The organism is Alcanivorax sp. 1008 (genome assembly GCF_020667895.1).
Lineage (GTDB): Bacteria > Pseudomonadota > Gammaproteobacteria > Pseudomonadales > Alcanivoracaceae > PGZG01.
Genome location: NZ_JAFMPS010000029.1, coordinates 1 through 15,499, shown reverse-complemented (window position 1 = coordinate 15,499; position 15,499 = coordinate 1). Strand labels below are relative to the sequence as shown.

At 49.2% G+C, this 15,499-nt stretch carries 13 protein-coding genes; 5 read left to right on the top strand and 8 right to left on the bottom strand.

The window, feature by feature from the left end; all coding sequences use genetic code 11:
• A partial coding sequence (locus J1C54_RS15245; RefSeq protein WP_229149574.1) for a hypothetical protein occupies positions 1–458 on the top strand: 458 nt, incomplete at its 5' end.
• A gap of 279 nt (positions 459–737) precedes the next feature.
• Here J1C54_RS15245 and J1C54_RS15240 read toward each other — a convergent pair.
• The 7 genes from J1C54_RS15240 to J1C54_RS15210 all read right to left on the bottom strand — a co-directional run bounded on the left by J1C54_RS15240 (position 738) and on the right by J1C54_RS15210 (position 9,906).
• Entirely contained in the window at positions 738–1,175 is a 438-nt protein-coding gene (locus tag J1C54_RS15240; protein WP_229149573.1) for a DNA phosphorothioation-associated protein 4, read from the bottom strand.
• Positions 1,172–3,259, bottom strand: coding sequence for an AAA family ATPase (locus J1C54_RS15235; protein WP_229149572.1), 2,088 nt, complete (start codon positions 3,257–3,259; stop codon positions 1,172–1,174). Before J1C54_RS15235 ends, J1C54_RS15240 begins: the two co-directional genes overlap by 4 nt.
• A gap of 195 nt (positions 3,260–3,454) precedes the next feature.
• Positions 3,455–3,733 (bottom strand): hypothetical protein, encoded by a 279-nt coding sequence (locus J1C54_RS15230; RefSeq protein WP_229149571.1) that lies wholly within the window; start codon positions 3,731–3,733, stop codon positions 3,455–3,457.
• Positions 3,734–3,738: 5 nt separating this feature from the next.
• Complete coding sequence (locus tag J1C54_RS15225) at positions 3,739–5,715, bottom strand: DNA phosphorothioation system restriction enzyme (RefSeq protein WP_229149570.1); 1,977 nt, start codon at positions 5,713–5,715, stop codon at positions 3,739–3,741.
• A gap of 279 nt (positions 5,716–5,994) precedes the next feature.
• Positions 5,995–7,239 carry a hypothetical protein gene (locus J1C54_RS15220; RefSeq protein ID WP_229149569.1) on the bottom strand — a complete coding sequence of 415 codons (1,245 nt, stop codon included), beginning with the start codon at positions 7,237–7,239 and terminating at the stop codon, positions 5,995–5,997.
• Positions 7,208–9,274: a hypothetical protein gene (locus J1C54_RS15215; RefSeq protein WP_229149568.1), complete on the bottom strand. Its 2,067-nt coding sequence runs from the start codon at positions 9,272–9,274 to the stop codon at positions 7,208–7,210. Before J1C54_RS15215 ends, J1C54_RS15220 begins: the two co-directional genes overlap by 32 nt.
• Positions 9,275–9,279: 5 nt before the next feature.
• Positions 9,280–9,906 carry a hypothetical protein gene (locus tag J1C54_RS15210; RefSeq protein WP_229149567.1) on the bottom strand — a complete coding sequence of 209 codons (627 nt, stop codon included), beginning with the start codon at positions 9,904–9,906 and terminating at the stop codon, positions 9,280–9,282.
• Between the two features lie 73 nt (positions 9,907–9,979).
• Here J1C54_RS15210 and dndB point away from each other — a divergent pair, with 73 nt between their 5' ends.
• Genes dndB through J1C54_RS15190 form a run of 4 tightly spaced genes read left to right on the top strand, consistent with a single transcriptional unit; the run spans position 9,980 to position 14,950 of the window.
• Positions 9,980–11,059 (top strand): DNA sulfur modification protein DndB, encoded by a 1,080-nt coding sequence (dndB, locus tag J1C54_RS15205; RefSeq protein ID WP_229149565.1) that lies wholly within the window; start codon positions 9,980–9,982, stop codon positions 11,057–11,059.
• Positions 11,056–12,582, top strand: coding sequence for a DNA phosphorothioation system sulfurtransferase DndC (gene dndC / locus J1C54_RS15200; protein WP_229149562.1), 1,527 nt, complete (start codon positions 11,056–11,058; stop codon positions 12,580–12,582). Before dndB ends, dndC begins: the two co-directional genes overlap by 4 nt.
• Positions 12,582–14,573 (top strand): DNA sulfur modification protein DndD, encoded by a 1,992-nt coding sequence (gene dndD, locus J1C54_RS15195; RefSeq protein WP_229149560.1) that lies wholly within the window; start codon positions 12,582–12,584, stop codon positions 14,571–14,573. Before dndC ends, dndD begins: the two co-directional genes overlap by 1 nt.
• Positions 14,574–14,575: 2 nt before the next feature.
• Complete coding sequence (locus tag J1C54_RS15190; protein ID WP_229149556.1) at positions 14,576–14,950, top strand: DndE family protein; 375 nt, start codon at positions 14,576–14,578, stop codon at positions 14,948–14,950.
• Here J1C54_RS15190 and J1C54_RS15185 read toward each other — a convergent pair.
• Complete coding sequence (locus tag J1C54_RS15185) at positions 14,944–15,318, bottom strand: HIT family protein (RefSeq protein ID WP_229149555.1); 375 nt, start codon at positions 15,316–15,318, stop codon at positions 14,944–14,946. The two genes, J1C54_RS15190 and J1C54_RS15185, sit on opposite strands and share 7 nt — an antisense overlap.
• Between the last annotated feature and the right edge of the window lie 181 nt (positions 15,319–15,499).

Here is a 15,499-nt window from a genome sequence, read left to right as displayed (position 1 = left end):
GCCGCTATCCTTCCTGGGCTCACAATCAGGTTGGTGAGACGCTCAACTCCGGGTTGGCCGCCTCTAGCCAGTATGCCTGCTTTACTAACTATACCCGCGACTTTGGCGCGCACTTGGCCAATATCCCGAGCGGCACCCGTGGCTTGCGCGAGGCCATCAATTTCCCCGAAGGCCCGTTGCGCTATGGTCAGCCGCGCCCAGACTCCACTAACAATTCCTTCTGCTTGAGCTGTCATCATGACAATGCCAAAGATGGCCTGACCGTAGACGCACTGGCATGGCGGCCGATCAATGTGGAAGACGACCCACGGCGTCAACCAAGCCAGCCGCTGCAGCGAGTGTTCGGCAATATTCCTGGCAACTGGATAGCACCTGGCCATGGCCCGGGCAGCCCGTCCTCTGCGCAGGTGGCACCGCCTGAGGGTCTCAAAGTGGACCAGTGGGTGCTGCCGCACTGATCACAGCTGACACCATGCTTGGCAAGCAAGCTGTCGCAATCAGCTTGCTTGCTAGTGGGGTAGAATGATCGATGTAGTGGTCATGCGTTGATGTAAAGCTGCGGAATGTGGGAAAAGTCTGGACGATGTCAGAGTCTGGAGGAAGCGACGGGCATCATTCCTGTATGGCCTCGCTGGGGAAGAGGTTACCGCTATAAAAGACATGGCTGGAAGATTCGAGATGGATGTGTTGACCCAGCCTTATACTATCTCCAAGCATATTATGGATGCTGCTGCCTGCTAAATAAGATCTTTAACATCGGGGGTCGGAGCTGTCGGCTGCGCTGTCTCAATTAGCAATGAAATCAGGTCATCTAAAGGAAAGGCTGAAGACGCTAGTCGGCCTTGGAGTATATGAAGGCCATTGTTTGCATATTCCTCGAAGGCTGTGACTAGGTAGTCCTGTGCCTCCTCGGCTCCGTGCAGACATGCGCTATCGCCGGTGTCTGCTAAGCCAATCAAATAGAGGAAGCCCTTCCAGCCAGGCGAATTAAAGTAAGTGTCAGGAATGGCTTTTCCGCTATCAGTCTTTTCGATGGGAATACGCTTTGAGTCCTTTATGCCAAGGGCAGCAGCAAACAACAAAACCCTCCAAATCTCTTTGAAAACGGGGGTGTCGCCGGAAGTTAAACTCTTTATGAGCTCCTCGTGGCACATATCACGTTGAATACGCCTCATAGATCGGCCTCCACAACTCTAGCGTACTCATCGTTCTTGTCTGGGAAGTACTGCTGAATACTATGCCCATTAACGATAAGCTCGGGGTTTGCACGGTCCGGAATGGTGGGGCCATGGTAAGCAAGATAGTAGCGCTTGCCGACACGCCCAGTTGAATTAAGCGCGCGCTCAACCTGTCCGTTATATTGCTCTGGGCTAACCAGCAGCAATACCTGCGGCGCTAGCTCAGGTATATTGCGCGCTACGCCATCTCGGAAAATGCTGAGAGAGCCAAATGGAGAGTCGATTGCAACGGGGTAGGCAGACCCTGATAAGTCCTTCAGGATGGTTGGAATTTCTGAGCGGCGCTTGGCTAAGGCTACGAGGCTGGCGATGAAGACAAGAGATGTGACCGTGCGTTCCCCGGTGCTCAGTGCTGCGTCTATCTCAAAATTACCACCATCTTCGAGTGAGCCTGGCACGCGCTTTCGAATGCGTAAGGTATAGTTTTCCGTGAGTTCGGCCCAATAATCCTTATTCATAATCTTACGGAAATGACGTCCAATCTCATCATTAAGCAACGGCCTAAGGTCTTCTGTCTCCGCTTTCAGGATGTTCTCAAGAATTGCGGCGCAATCCTCTACGGAATCTACGCGGCGTTGCGCGCAGGCCGCAGCCTCCTCTTTGTCCTGAATTTTTCGGATCTGCTGTTCGATGGCCGAGGTCTCTATCTTTCTGGATTCTATATCTCTTTCAAATCCACCAAGCTTGGAAAGCTGCTCATCTCTAGCGAGCTGGAACTTCCTTCGGCTCTCTTCAAGGTGCTGAACCTCGTCGTCATCCTTTCCGCCTAGAATCTGATGAATCTCCTCAATTTCCTCGTCACGATTTCGTATGTCGCGTACTAGGTCAAGTCGTTCTATGCTTAGCTGGCGAAGGTTCTCTTGAGTCTGGCTTGAGCTCGCTTCGATAACGCCGATTGCGTGGTCTAATACACCGACAGCATTGTTAAAGTCTTGATCGCCAGCAATAGTGAGAAGGCTTTCAACGGCAGCTCGTTCGGGAGTTCCTTCAGCAAGGTGTCGTGCACAAATACACTTCCCGTTTTCGATCAGCTCCTCTAGAAAAGTATTCAATACTCTTGCAGGAATTTTCCCCTCACTACGAAGGCGGGATAAAATCTCTTTGCCGCGATTAATCAAATCTTTGGTAAATAAGGTGTATCCATCTTCGGCAACAATCTTTGCAAGTCTACGGGTAATGTCATTTCGTCTTTCGCCAAGCTCTTCGCGCTCTTTTATAAGTTTTGATCGTCTTACTTGTAATTCCCGAGCTTTTTGGTTGGCTTCAAGTTTTGCATCTACCGAAGAAATTTCATCGTCTATTGACTTTATGTTTAATATCGCCTGAGATCGTAAGTCTTCGAGCTCATGAGTTTCTTGTTCGAGCCGGCCGAGCCTATCAATAAGATCTCGCTTTTCTTCGCTTGTGGCATCCTTCTGCTCGGCGCGAAGCTTCCCCCTTACATTCTGGTGCTTAAGATCTTCGATTGTTGTCTTGAGCAATTTAAGGCCAAGCATCTGGTGTATTGCATCAGTAACCTGAGCACTATTCCTTTCCTCCGCAAGATAGTTAATACGCTCTCCATTGAAAAACAAAAATCCGCTAATGCCATCAGGAACAATCGTTTGAATACGCTGTTGGGGACGATCGAGAGAAATGGTTTGCCCGTCACGCATAACCTCTAGGGAAAGAGAGGTTTTACTAGAGTCAAGTTTTTGGGTTGAAAGGGAAAGCGTTCTGGTTAATATGTAGCGGTCATTTTCATGCTTAAAGACAAGCTCTACGGTCGCAGCAACGGAATCAGGGTCTTTGCAGTGATAAGCGAGGCCTTCGTGAATTATGCTATCAGGCTTCTCAAAATCATCCTTGAGGCCGTCCTTTCCATATAGCACCCAAAGCAATGATTTAAGGATGGTGGTCTTGCCAAACCCGTTTTCCGCGTGAACAATCGTGACATTCCTCTCGCGAAGATCAGAGAACACTATTTCTTGTCGGCCTTTGAATTGCCGAAAGTTCTCAAGGACAAGGCGCTCGAGGATCATTTTATGGCTCGCTTTATATGATCATAGATGCGCTGATGTATGTCGCTTCGGCGTTTCAGATGCATGACATCGCGCTCCTCTTCCAATATTCTTTTTATTAACTCCTTATGTTCCTGGCTTGAGCTTCTAAATATTTCCTGAGCGCGAGTAATGTGACGGTTCGTTGGCTTGTCGCCGTCCGCTTCTAATTCGGTATTAGATTCTGATGTCGTCATCTTCCTCACCATTGCTATGGCGCCGCAGAAAATCCTCGACTTTAGGCCATGCTTCTTTGAGAGCTTTTAACTTAGTTAAGCCAAGAGTAAATCTTCTCACCGACCCCTCAAATGTCAGAATCGGATAACCCTTATAATCGCCTTCGGTGACTATCAGCTTTGCGCCCTCATTGTTCTGGGCTGCGCGAAGCCTCTTGTTTTCCTCCTCAAGCGCCTTAAGGCGTTTCAATATATCTTTATCATCCTGGTTCGTGCTCATGCTGGTTACGTCGCCAATAGGTTGTATTTAAGCCTCAAAGCATGTAGGCGATTAATGGATTCCGGCCCATTCTCGGCCATCTGACAGAATTCTACAATCCGGCTGAGCTCTCTTTGGAAAAACCTTCTTTCCATGTTGAATGTAGAGTCGTCATGCGAGCCACCGAGGTCGGGAGGGCTAACAAAAAAATCATATATGACGGCTCTGGTTTTTCCGGGCGAGTTTCTCAGAAGGCGGCCGCGGCGTTGTATAAACTGGCGCGGATTTGTTGAGCTCGCTAGAAGAAATCCCATCTGCAGTTCCGGTAGATCAATACCTTCATCAAGACAGCGTATGGCAACTATCCCATCAAGAAAGCCACTTGCCAGGTCCCGGAGTATCTCCTCTCGCTCCTGCGTGGACTCTCTGAATGTAAAATTTCTGACCCTGAGTCCGTGCTTCTCGCCTAAGAGGCGCGAGACTGCATGTATCTGGCGAGTCTCTTTATCCGTTATTGAATCCATGGTTAACCCGTCCCCGCAGTAGAAGATAGCCTTTCTTGGCTTTTCAGGCAAAGACGAAAGCACATTATCCAGGGCTGTGATTTTGTTTGTGGCGCCGCCTAGAAGCCGAGCTCGCTTGATTAGAAGATGCATAGCTCCTTGCTGAACTTCACTGTCAGAATCACGCGCTGCGAAGAACTTTCCTAGTTTTGTTGTGATCTCCTCATAGCTGCATGCTTCCTCGTCGGTTAGTTCAACTGGAACAGGATGATAGCGGTACTGACACAAACGACCGTCTCGTATCGCTTCAGAAAGTGAGTACTCGTAAACAATTCCGCCAAAGTAGTCGAGTACGAACGACGTGCCTTCAGGGTCATGGTGGCGCTCCGGGGTCGCAGATAGGCCGAGACGCAATGTTATTCCATCGAGAAGCGCCTCCTTGATGCGTTCTGCGCCAAGGTTATGTACTTCGTCCGCAATAAGAAGATGGTGGACTGCGTTTGAGCTAACCCTCGGCCCAATGATCGACTGGAATGAGTCGCTAGCATAAGTTGCATTCGTCGCCACAATGGCGTGAACACTGGAAAGTCCGATGGATAGTCGTTGGTAACCCTCTTCTAGCTCGGCTCGCCAGCGATCGCGCCCTTCGAAGCAGGCGACGGGGTTCAGGCCAAAGGCTGCCATCTCTCTGATCCACTGCCTGCAAAGATTTTTAAACGGGCACACAATCAGTATCGTTATTGGATGGTTTTTCTCCGCCACTTTGCTGGCTAGCGTTAAGGCAGTCAGTGTCTTCCCGGAGCCTGTGGCCATGGCGAGAATGCCTTTCCCTCCTGCTTTGCTCCAGGCTTTGATGGCATCTTCTTGATAAGGTCTTAGGTTGAAGCTTCGCGGCGGCTGAAATTGTGAGGTGTCGCGAGGCTCATTGACATTGTGCTTTGGTAGTCCCGGAGGCGGGTTATTTGGATCTCGATAGCGCTCCAGTAAATCTCGACCTGCCTTGCTAAACTCCAGAACTTGCAAGCCTGGAGTCGCGTCATTCCAGAGGGCTTCGAAGTTGCCAATTTCCTCCTCAACGCGCCCTTCTGCATCTCGCCAAGAGCAAAAGGCCTTGATGCTTTCGAAGTTTTCGACTAACCCGCCGGCTGTTTCATTGGAGGAGCCAGAGAAGGCAACATGATTGCCTTCGCTGTCTGAGAAGATTCCAATCTTCTCGTGGAATATGCCGCGGGCATAGCGTCCTTGCGAGTCCAGTCTCAAGGCTAGCTTGATCTCAAGCAGTCCGGCCGCCGCCAACCAGGCAAGTGCATTCAGTCTGTTTTTAACAAGGGCGTCCTCAATGTCAGCGAGGGACTTTGAGACAATGGCCCTCACGGCTTCCGCCGGGCGGTCCGATGCGGATTGAAGGGCCTCTACATCCTCGGGTTGAAGGTGGGGGGATGCCACAAGACGTATTCTTCCGCCGCGTGAGGCCAGACTGGCTACGCCTCTTGCTGCCAAGGCCAGCCCTGAGCTTGTGAAGTACCCCGCAGCTCTTCGATAGAGATCCGAGGCCTGCATGCAAGGGATTAGGAAGTCCCGAACCAAATCATCGCGTCCGGTGCGGTAGGAGAGTTGAATTGGTATGTCCGTGAGTTGTCCCATACCCGTCCGTGTATATTATATTTGCGTGGCAGTAAACGGGTATAGCGGACCAGATTGCATAATGCAAGCTGTGGCGGCAGTAGCAGATGACGACGATGGAGGCGGTAGCTCTAGGGCATACCTTCGCCTATGGGGCTAAAGGCGAGATTCAAGCAATGACTTGTCTAAGCATCGGGCTATTTCCATTCTAATATACTGGTCATCAATCGGAGAAATTTTCGATAATATCGCGAAGTAACTAGTGTTATTGTAATTCTCGAATAGCTTGAAGAAATGATATGAGCTTTCTACTAATGCCTTTACTTTATCTTCCTTGGCATAAGATAAACCGTGCGCAAGCTTCAGGTTGTTTCTTGTATCTATCGCTTCTCTTATGTCGGCAACATAGCGATCCTCTGTGTCCACTTGGTGCTTCATGGCGTCTGTTAGAACAGATAGATATTGCCCCGCGCCACTTATGTTCTTATCACGATGCCTGATCTTTCCAGATGGCAATAGTTGTACATCCCCGGTTAATAAAAGCTGTGCTCTGCAATACTCTTCAATGGATCTAACCAGATAGACTAAAGAGATGCTCCAGTCTCTGTCGTGCATGAGTGTATATTTTGAGCAAGAAAGAAAGTAGGCTGAAAAAAAAGACATCAAATAGCTTATTGATTCATGGTCCTGCGCTGTTCTGGCGCGATCGAATATTCGCTTGTATATTCCAATTGCATTTACCTTTTCTGACATGAATTTTCTTACGTCTTCCGATCTTGCATTCTCTATTAGGAGCGATGCTTCCTTGGCTGATTTCTCCAAGCCTGGCAAGTAGTATCCCCCTATCCAGTTTTTTCCGCCACCTGCTGAAGCGTGATTAAAAAAAGTTCTTTCAAAACAGAGTAAAAGGTCTGCCGGTCTGATATCTGCCGATACTCGTTCGCAAAATTGAGTCTTATCCCAGCTTATTAGTGAGCCAAGCTGCGTGTTATTTAGGCTGAGTGGGTTCTGAATTATTTGCCTAATTCCAGACTGACTCTCGTGACTAAAGTTCGATTCGAAATCAATTATTGTTTTATATGGAGACGATACTATCTCATTAATGCTTATCACTGAGACTCCGCAGGAGTGATCTTTCCCAAACAAAATTCTTGAGGCTTGAGGAATGGCGCTCATGGATATTTTTGTTGAGAAGAAATGCATGCATACCGGGTCTCCTGGTATGCATGCATTGATAAATCTTTCGAAATGAAATGGCGTCCCAAAAACTAGTATCGTTCTTGATTCCGGTGTTTGAGTTAGCTCGAGCCAAGTCATATCAATCTGATCGTCGTCCATCAGATCAATATCCGCTAGATAAAGCTTTATTTCATTCTTCAGATTGATCTGCATCTTCTTCAATTATATCTGATTCATAAGAGAGTGCTGATTTAAGCTCCAGTGCAGCCTCCTCAACGTCCTTGTACACGAACGATTTAACCGTCTCCTGGAAAGCCGTGGACACATCCTGCTTCCGAATCTTTTTCTCTCTTACAAGCTTCCTATCGTTGTTATAAATATTCTCAAGCTTCTTTAGATTATCTCTATCCTCTTCTGTTAGGTTGTCGAGATCAACTTTATAGCCAGATATAAAGTCCTTGTTTCTGTTAGACCTATAAACAGTCAAGAAATGAGATGCGGATTCCTGGCCAAGCTCCATCAGTCTATCGCGAATCGCGATCAGCGCATTCTGGTTATCCGTTTTAAAGCCTTTCATGAAGCCTGAGATGAAATCATCGCTACCTAATGGAGCCAGAATTAGCCGTGAAAGCGCGTTCTTGGTATCGTTATTTGGTTTGATCTTCGCTCTAGAGAAAACTGAATACTGCATATATCTATTCGATGGTGAAAAAAGCACCGCATTTCTTTGGCATGCGCGGTTGAACAGATTAATGAAAAGATCAGTGGCGGTATCCGGAGACACCTCCTCTTTCACAGCATCCATAAAAATGAGCCAAGCGTGTATTACGGCCCTTTGGAATATTGCATAGTCTCCGAGATTAAAGAATTTTTCCTTCTTTCTTCGTTGTACTGTGTCGTAAAATCGGTCTAGCTCTATTCTGGCTCCTTCGTGCTTCTTGCCTTTTGGTATTGGGAGATAATCCAAGATATAGGCAAGAGCATTGCGTATGTCCTTGCCGTGCTCGCCGGCAGTTTTGGCTTCTTTCTCAAGCGAGGAGATCTCTTCAGCGTATATTTTGTAAATTCCACCAAAAAGATCTGATTCAAAAAATATCTTATCAAGATATCTTACTATCTTCCTTCTGATTGCCTCCTCAATTAAATGTTTTTGTGAAAGTGAGAATTTATCCCATTCCACTTCTGCAGCAGGGCCATCCTCATCGGAGGCTACTTCATTGGAAATATTCTCTAATCCTGCAACGTACTTTAAGAGTCCATGTTTTACTCTTCTTTTTCCATTTTTACCAAACTCATCGCTAAGGGCAAGATCAATAATTCCGATGCTGGTGATCGAATATGGCTTTACTATCCGAGATGATTCCTTATGACTTTTTGTATTCCACTCGATGGCAGAAAGGCCTTTCTGGCCTCTCTCGGAAAGAACGTGCTCACAGAATTTCCGACATACGAGGCGACCTATGTTTTCGTCGGAAAGCAAAATCGTAAAATGCCCGCCAACTTTTTCCATTGTAGAGTTTACATCGACAAAAAGATGTCTAAACACCTCGCTAACACTTGGGAGCTTTATCTCTCCAGCTTCTATTTGGGCCGCGTTGGTGGCATTTGGGGGGAACAAGATGCATACGGGTATAACGAGATCTTTAATCAAGTCTTTGTTTTGCTCGTAAACTTCTCTTAAGGCATAAAGTCGGTGCTGGCCGTCTATGACAACAAGGTGGACTCCCTCGGAGTGTCCTTTTACCTTTTTAACAGATATTTTTGCTGGCTCCTTGTCGGCACCGTATGTGATTCCTGAGGCGGGATCTGTGATGGATAAGCTTGAGGCGTTATCACCCTTGAAGAAAGTCAGTTTTACAAACCCCGGCCACTCTCGCTCTATTATTTCCTGGCCAATTGTAACCTTTTCGTCTGCATAATACTCTAGCATGCGATCGCCCTCAGCTGGGACAACTGCTACGAGAAGGGGAGGGAAGAAGACGCTCTTGCTTGATATGATTGGGTTGCCCTTCTCTCCGCCGGTAAGATAGGGCTCAATCTTTTTCGCGATTCTTTCTTCGTCAATATCACGCTGAAGAAGTAGGTCAAAATCTACCACGTCAGGCTTGATTTCTCGTGCGAATGTTAGGTCCTCCATTTCGGATGCATTTATGCTTGTTTGGACGAAGGCAATAGGGAAAGACTTCCCGGAGTAGAAGACACCAAAGCTTCCCTGATGATGAATGTTGTATTGTTCTTGGGTTCCTAGCCTTTTCACGATACTTACCTCACGGACAGAATGGGTTTCGTAAGCAGTTGCAATAAATCTTCTAAATCGTGCAGGTCTCTAGCGATGGAGTCACTTGGACTTTGCTCTTGGCAGCCAAAAACAAGATCGTCCCAAGAGAATCCCGACTTGGCCAACCTTGTTCCGAAGACATTTCCTTGTTGGCTCTTGTTGTAAAAATTTAGTCGGTGCTGGAGAAAGCGATCTCTTAGTGTTTGATTGTGCGTAATGCCTATATATACAGGAGGAAGTATATGCCAGCTCCCGTCTAGGAATCGTAGTATTTCCGCCACATTTTCTGTGGTGATAAAGTCGATCCTGCTGTGAGAAATTGCGGAAGTCTCATTGATTTTTATACGATAAGACTTGGCGACATGGCTCACTTTTAATGCCTGCCTTATATCCCCTTCCGCCTCAATTGACATGAAAAGCCTTTCAAGTGAAAGAGCTTTCTGCTTTAGCTTTTTGGCTGCCCAAGTTAGCTCATCCTCCGACATTTTGCAGTCGTCATAAACTCCAAAGGCGGAGGCTCGAAAAGGCCTGAGAAAGAAGGCGTAGATTCCTGGCCCTTGAGGAATCTTCGTTTCTTCATTGGGGCAAAAAAAATCCCACTTTCTAAACAAGGCTTGCCTCCGTGGAAGTTTTATTCATAATGATTGACTTCCAAGGTGAAAATGACTTCCGGAGAAGCATCGCATGGATGAGTTCGTTCATTCTTTCCCTGCAGCCAGAGGCAGTCAGGCCGGTAGGCCGTGCTATGTAGCCATGTGCCCTTTACGGCTCGTGCCCAAAATTTTCGTTTTCAATGAGGATGAGGTGCCACCAGAGCTTCGTGCCCAGAGAAAACTGAATCGCTCTAGAATACCAGAGATATCTCAGTATCTTATTGAAAATCATGGGAATTATACTCTTTCTGCAATAACGGCTTCAGTAAATGCACGGGTTTTTTTTGAGCCAAGCGCTGATACTGGACTAGGCCAGAATCTAGGGATTCTTTCAATACCCATGGATGCTCAGATTTTAATCAATGATGGCCAGCATCGTCGTGCAGCCATAGAGCATGCAATTTCCGAGAACCCCGAGCTTGGTTATGACAACATTCCAGTGCTGTTTTTTATCGACGAAGGCTTGGTTCGCAGTCAACAGATGTTCGCCGATTTAAATAAGCATGCTGTTCGGCCTAGCGACTCAATTAGCACCCTTTATGACCACAGAGATAATGTTGCAGAACTAGCGCGAGCGATGGTCAAGCTCGTGCCTGTCTTTTCCCGTCTCACTGAAATGGAGAAGTCTAGTATATCCAATAGGAGCACTAAGCTTTTCACTTTGAGCGCCATAAAGAATGCCACCAGATCTTTATTAAGCAAAGCTAAGGGAGAGGTGGTTCAGGAAGATGAAAAGAAGCTTGCCGCAGACTTCTGGGCCTCAGTCTCTGCGCATATGCCAGATTGGCAGCGAGCGCTGGAGAAGAAGGTCGCATCAGCGGATCTGCGTGAGCAGTACGTGCATGCGCATGGTGTTATTCTGCAGGCTCTTGGCCAGATCGGAGCGGATCTTCTTCCCCGTCCTGAGTCTCACTGGAAAAAGGTTCTTAGAAAGCTAGAGGCAATAGACTGGTCAAGGTCCAACCCAGACTGGGAAGGAAGAGCCATGCATCATGGCAGAATTAGCAAGGCCCGAACCAGCGTCATTCTTACAGCAAACTACATCAAAATGGCCCTCGGCCTTGAGCTGAGCGCATCCGAAAAAGCATATGAAAGAGATCTTGCCAAATGACCGCACATGAGAAGTTTATATTTCCCTCGCATGCGGACATGCTATCTAGTCTGTCCTTAGGCCGCCGTCCGCTCGCCGATCTTGTTAGGGAAATCCAGCACATTTACCAATCTGATGATCGCCCCTGGATTGTTGGCTTCAGTGGCGGCAAGGACTCTACTTGCGTTTTGTCGTTGATATATGCCGCCGTAAAGGGAATCCCCAAGACTAGGCGTCATAAGCATGTATACGTTGTGTCGTCCGATACGCTGGTGGAAACACCGGTCGTAGTAGACATGATCAATACCACCCTTGATCGCATCAATGCCGCCGCTGAGAAAGACAAGCTGCCGATTTCCGCCCATCCCGTTTACCCCAAAACGGACCAGACGTTCTGGGTGAACCTTATTGGTAAGGGCTATCCGGCACCGAACCAGACCTTCCGCTGGTGTACTGAGCGGATGAAGATTGACCCGGTAAGCTCCTTCATTTTGGATAAGGTCGCTTCGTTTGGTGAAGTGGTGGTGGTACTTGGCTCCCGAAGTCAGGAGAGCAACTCTCGCGCACAGGTTATCGCCAAGCACAAGATCGATGGCTCAGCTTTGAGCCGACATTCATCTTTGCCTAATGCGTACACCTACATGCCTATTGAGGACTGGTCTGCGGATGAGGTGTGGGAGTACCTACTGAGCGCGCCTTGTCCGTGGGGCGGCTCAAACAAGCAGCTTTTTGAGCTATACAAGGGCTCAAATCAGGGGGAATGCCCTCTTGTTATCGATAAGAGCACGCCATCCTGTGGAAACAGCCGCTTTGGCTGCTGGACCTGTACGGTAGTAACGGATGAGAAGGCACTGCATGGTCTGATTGAGTCTGGCGCGGACTGGATGAGCCCGTTGCTGGCGTTCAGAAACAAGCTTTACCAATCCCGGCAGCCTGAGAACTCCAAAGAGTATCGGAATTATCGGCGGCGCACCGGCCGTGTGTCTTATAACGCTGGCGATATTCGTGATGATAGCGTCACCGAGGTTCGGCATGTTCCGGGGCCCTACTGGATGAAGGTAAGGCAAGAGTTCCTTAAGGAACTGCTAGAGATCGAGAAGGAAATTCGAGCCTCCGGTCGGGATATTGAATTGATCACCAGGCCCGAGCTTCATGAAATCCGTAAGGAATGGCTGAGAGATCCGAACGAACCGGACTGGGAAGACTCCCTTCCAGCGATCTATCGGGATGTCTATGGCGCTGAGAATGATCTGGACTGGATCGAGAATGATGCCGGCGCCTTTACCAAGCTGGATGCCTCTGTTCTGGAGGAGCTGGCGGTCAAGCATGACGTGCCCGCTGCATTGATTCGCAAGCTGATCGAGGCTGAGCTTCAGGTATCTGGGCTTGGTCGGCGCAAGGGCATTTTGCAGACGCTTGAGCAGATTCTCCGGCAGGACTGGGAAGAGCTAGAAGCGGTCAACCAGCGGAATGTCGGCCTTCGCAAGCTTGGCAAGACATACAGCGATGAAATCAAGCAAGAGTTCTCGGAGTTTCTCGGCTAATGCTAATCAAGAGCCTTAAGTTAAATGATTACCGCGTCTATGCAGGGGAAAACTTCTTCGATCTCACCCCTCGTGCCCGCTATGGCGAGATGCGCCCGATTGTTCTTTTCGGCGGATTGAACGGTGCCGGGAAAACAAGCCTCCTTTCCGGCGTGCGGCTGGTTCTTTATGGAAGGGCTGCTTTGGGGGATGCGGTATCTCTGAAGCGCTACGACCAGTACCTTCTCGAATCTATTCATCGTCCTCGGGGGCGCGCTATCGGGCCAAAAGGTGCGAGTATCGAGATGGTTTTCTCCTACGCCAAGTTGGGCGAGGAAAGCGAGTTTCGTGTACTGAGGTCATGGGAGAAGGCCGGTGCCTCGGTTAAGGAGTTTATTGAGATCTGGGAGAATGGCACCGAAGTTCAGGGGTTGAATTACGACCAGGCTCAAGGCTTCCTTAACGAGCTGATCCCGATTGGCGTATCTGAACTGTTCTTCTTCGACGGCGAGAAGATCGCCAAGCTGGCGGACGAGACGGGTGGCTCTGCGCTGGAATATTCGATCAAGAAACTACTTGGTCTTGATGTCGTCGAGCGCCTTTCCGGTGATTTGACTGTTCTGAACCGGAACGTGGCAAAGCTGGCGCTTTCCTCCGATGTAACCGACCAGATCAAAGGTATGGAATCCAAACTCGACGTGCTTCGGTCGGGTGCAGCATCTCTTCGCACTAAGATTGAATCCTTCAGGGAGGAGCGCGCGGCGGTTTTGGCGGACCTCTCCGCTATGGAGAAGGTGGTGGCTGACCGTGGTGGGCATTTCTCGATGTCTCGCAAGGGGCTGGAAGAGAGGCTTAGTGGCCTGAATGAAGAGAAGCAGCAGATCGAGCGCCAGATAATGGAGTTCCTTGCGGACTCAGCGCCTCTTTCTTTATGTGCTGAGTTTGCCGAGCGAGTGGTAAGTCAGATTGATGCGGACTTGCAAGGGCAATCTGGCGCCGCCGCTGTTGAAGCGCTTAAGGCTCAGGCGGATGCAATCCAGAAAAGGCTCAAGAAGAGCCTCTCTCCGGACGCCTTTAGTCTTGTTCAGGCTGAATTCTCCAACTCAATTAAAAAGCTGTCATCGGGTCAGGCACAGGTTGTGCATGACCTGACCTTTACGCAAGCCGGCTCAATTCGAGCTTCATTCTCTCAGGCGTCAGCACAAAGCCGGTTGATGGCGGACCTTTTTGCCAGAGTCTCGGCTATTGAGGATGAGCTTGATGATCTTGGTGTATCTCTGGCTCGGGCGCCGGATGATGCGTTGGTTCGTGCCGATTTTGAGTCGTTGCAGGCCCTGCAGCGCAAGCTCGGTGGGCTGGATAATGCCATTGAGACACTTAAGGAAGAGGGGCGGATTCTGGCTCAGGATGCGGTGGATGTAGCTCGAAAGCTCGACAAGCTGTATGCAGAAGCCGGGAAGAGTATTGATCAGGGCCGGGTGCTGGGCTACATCGAGCGCACCTCCGCATTTGTTGAGGACTTCGTTTCAGTTACCGCTAAGAAGAAGGTTTCTGATCTTGAGGAACAGTTTAGTCATTGTTTTGCCAGGCTTGCGCGGAAGGATGACCTTCACTTGAGAGTGAGGATTGACCCTGAGAGCTTTCATGTGTCGCTACTCGATGATGATGGGCGTGTGCTCGGTAAGGATGAGCTGTCGGCCGGTGAGAGGCAGATCTTTGCCATCTCAATTCTGGAGGCGCTGGCCAAAACTGCGGGTCGTCATTTGCCTATGATTATCGATACACCCCTCGGTCGTCTCGATTCCAAGCATCGGTCCAAGCTGATATCCAATTACTTCCCTGTGGCGAGTCATCAGATGATTATTCTCTCTACTGATACGGAAGTTGATGAGGAGTTTTATGCTCAGCTGTCACCTAACGTGGCCAGGGCCTATCAGCTTGATTACAACCCGAAGACCGGCAGCACTTCTGCGGTTGAAGGTTACTTCTGGCAATCCAGGAAGGCGGGATAAGCATGTTTCCAACCAGAATCCAGCTAAGCAAGAAGACCTGGGATAAGCTCCAGTACCTCCAGTCACAGACCAGGGTGACGCCTAATATCACGGCAAGAATGGCCATGGCGCTGGCGCTACGGGATATCCGTAGTGCCTCTATCAATGAGTCAGTGCCGGATCAGGTGCATGTCATCAATCGTGATGTGCTTTTCGGAGAGCATGAGCAGGTTTATGCCGCTTTGATTCGACAATTCTGCCATGAGCAGAAAATCGATATTGATGTGCAGTTTGTTATCCGGTCACTAATTGACAGCGGTTTGCACAAGATGGGGCACTTGAAGAAACTTTCGGATCTTCAGGGGTTCTTCGGCGCGGAGGCGTTAGGGCGTCAGTAGCTCTGCTTCTCCGGAATCACCCCGCGAACACCACCACGTGGCTCTAGGGTGTCGCCTTTATATCGAGGGATCAGATGGCAGTGAACATGCATGACTGTCTGTCCTGCCGCCTGGCCGCAATTAATGCCGATGTTATAGCCATCCGGTTGAAGGGTGTTGTCTAGCCGCGTCTTTGCTTGGTTGCCTAGCTCCATGACGGCTTGTTGCTCCTCATTGCTTAGCTCGAACCAGTTTGCTACGTGGCGGTTCGGTATAATCAGCAAGTGTCCGCGGGAGACGGGGTAGAGGTCCTCACGGATATGGGCTAGCGGATGATCGGGCATCGCCGGCAAGCTGCTAGAGGGAGTGCAAAAAGGGCAATCGGGCATGGTTATCTCCTTGCTCCAGAGCATATCAGGCTGTGGGGGGATGGTTCGACAGTTTGCCCACTAGCCGATACTTGTCGCCCCCAACCCGCTACAATGCCGCCCCTTCTGTGCCGGACCCCGGCGCTTCACTGATCTGCCGGATGTGCCTGAGTCATGATTTCCACCGCCAATATCACCATGC

Bases quoted from the DNA above. Each gene is read 5' to 3' on its own strand.
- J1C54_RS15230 (WP_229149571.1), bottom strand. From the start codon at position 3,733: ATGAGCACGAACCAGGATGATAAAGATATATTGAAACGCCTTAAGGCG.
- J1C54_RS15235 (WP_229149572.1), bottom strand. From the start codon at position 3,259: ATGATCCTCGAGCGCCTTGTCCTTGAGAACTTTCGGCAATTCAAAGGC.
- J1C54_RS15190 (WP_229149556.1), top strand. From the start codon at position 14,576: ATGTTTCCAACCAGAATCCAGCTAAGCAAGAAGACCTGGGATAAGCTC.
- dndB (WP_229149565.1), top strand. From the start codon at position 9,980: ATGGATGAGTTCGTTCATTCTTTCCCTGCAGCCAGAGGCAGTCAGGCC.
- dndD (WP_229149560.1), top strand. From the start codon at position 12,582: ATGCTAATCAAGAGCCTTAAGTTAAATGATTACCGCGTCTATGCAGGG.
- J1C54_RS15240 (WP_229149573.1), bottom strand. From the start codon at position 1,175: ATGAGGCGTATTCAACGTGATATGTGCCACGAGGAGCTCATAAAGAGT.
- J1C54_RS15185 (WP_229149555.1), bottom strand. From the start codon at position 15,318: ATGCCCGATTGCCCTTTTTGCACTCCCTCTAGCAGCTTGCCGGCGATG.
- dndC (WP_229149562.1), top strand. From the start codon at position 11,056: ATGACCGCACATGAGAAGTTTATATTTCCCTCGCATGCGGACATGCTA.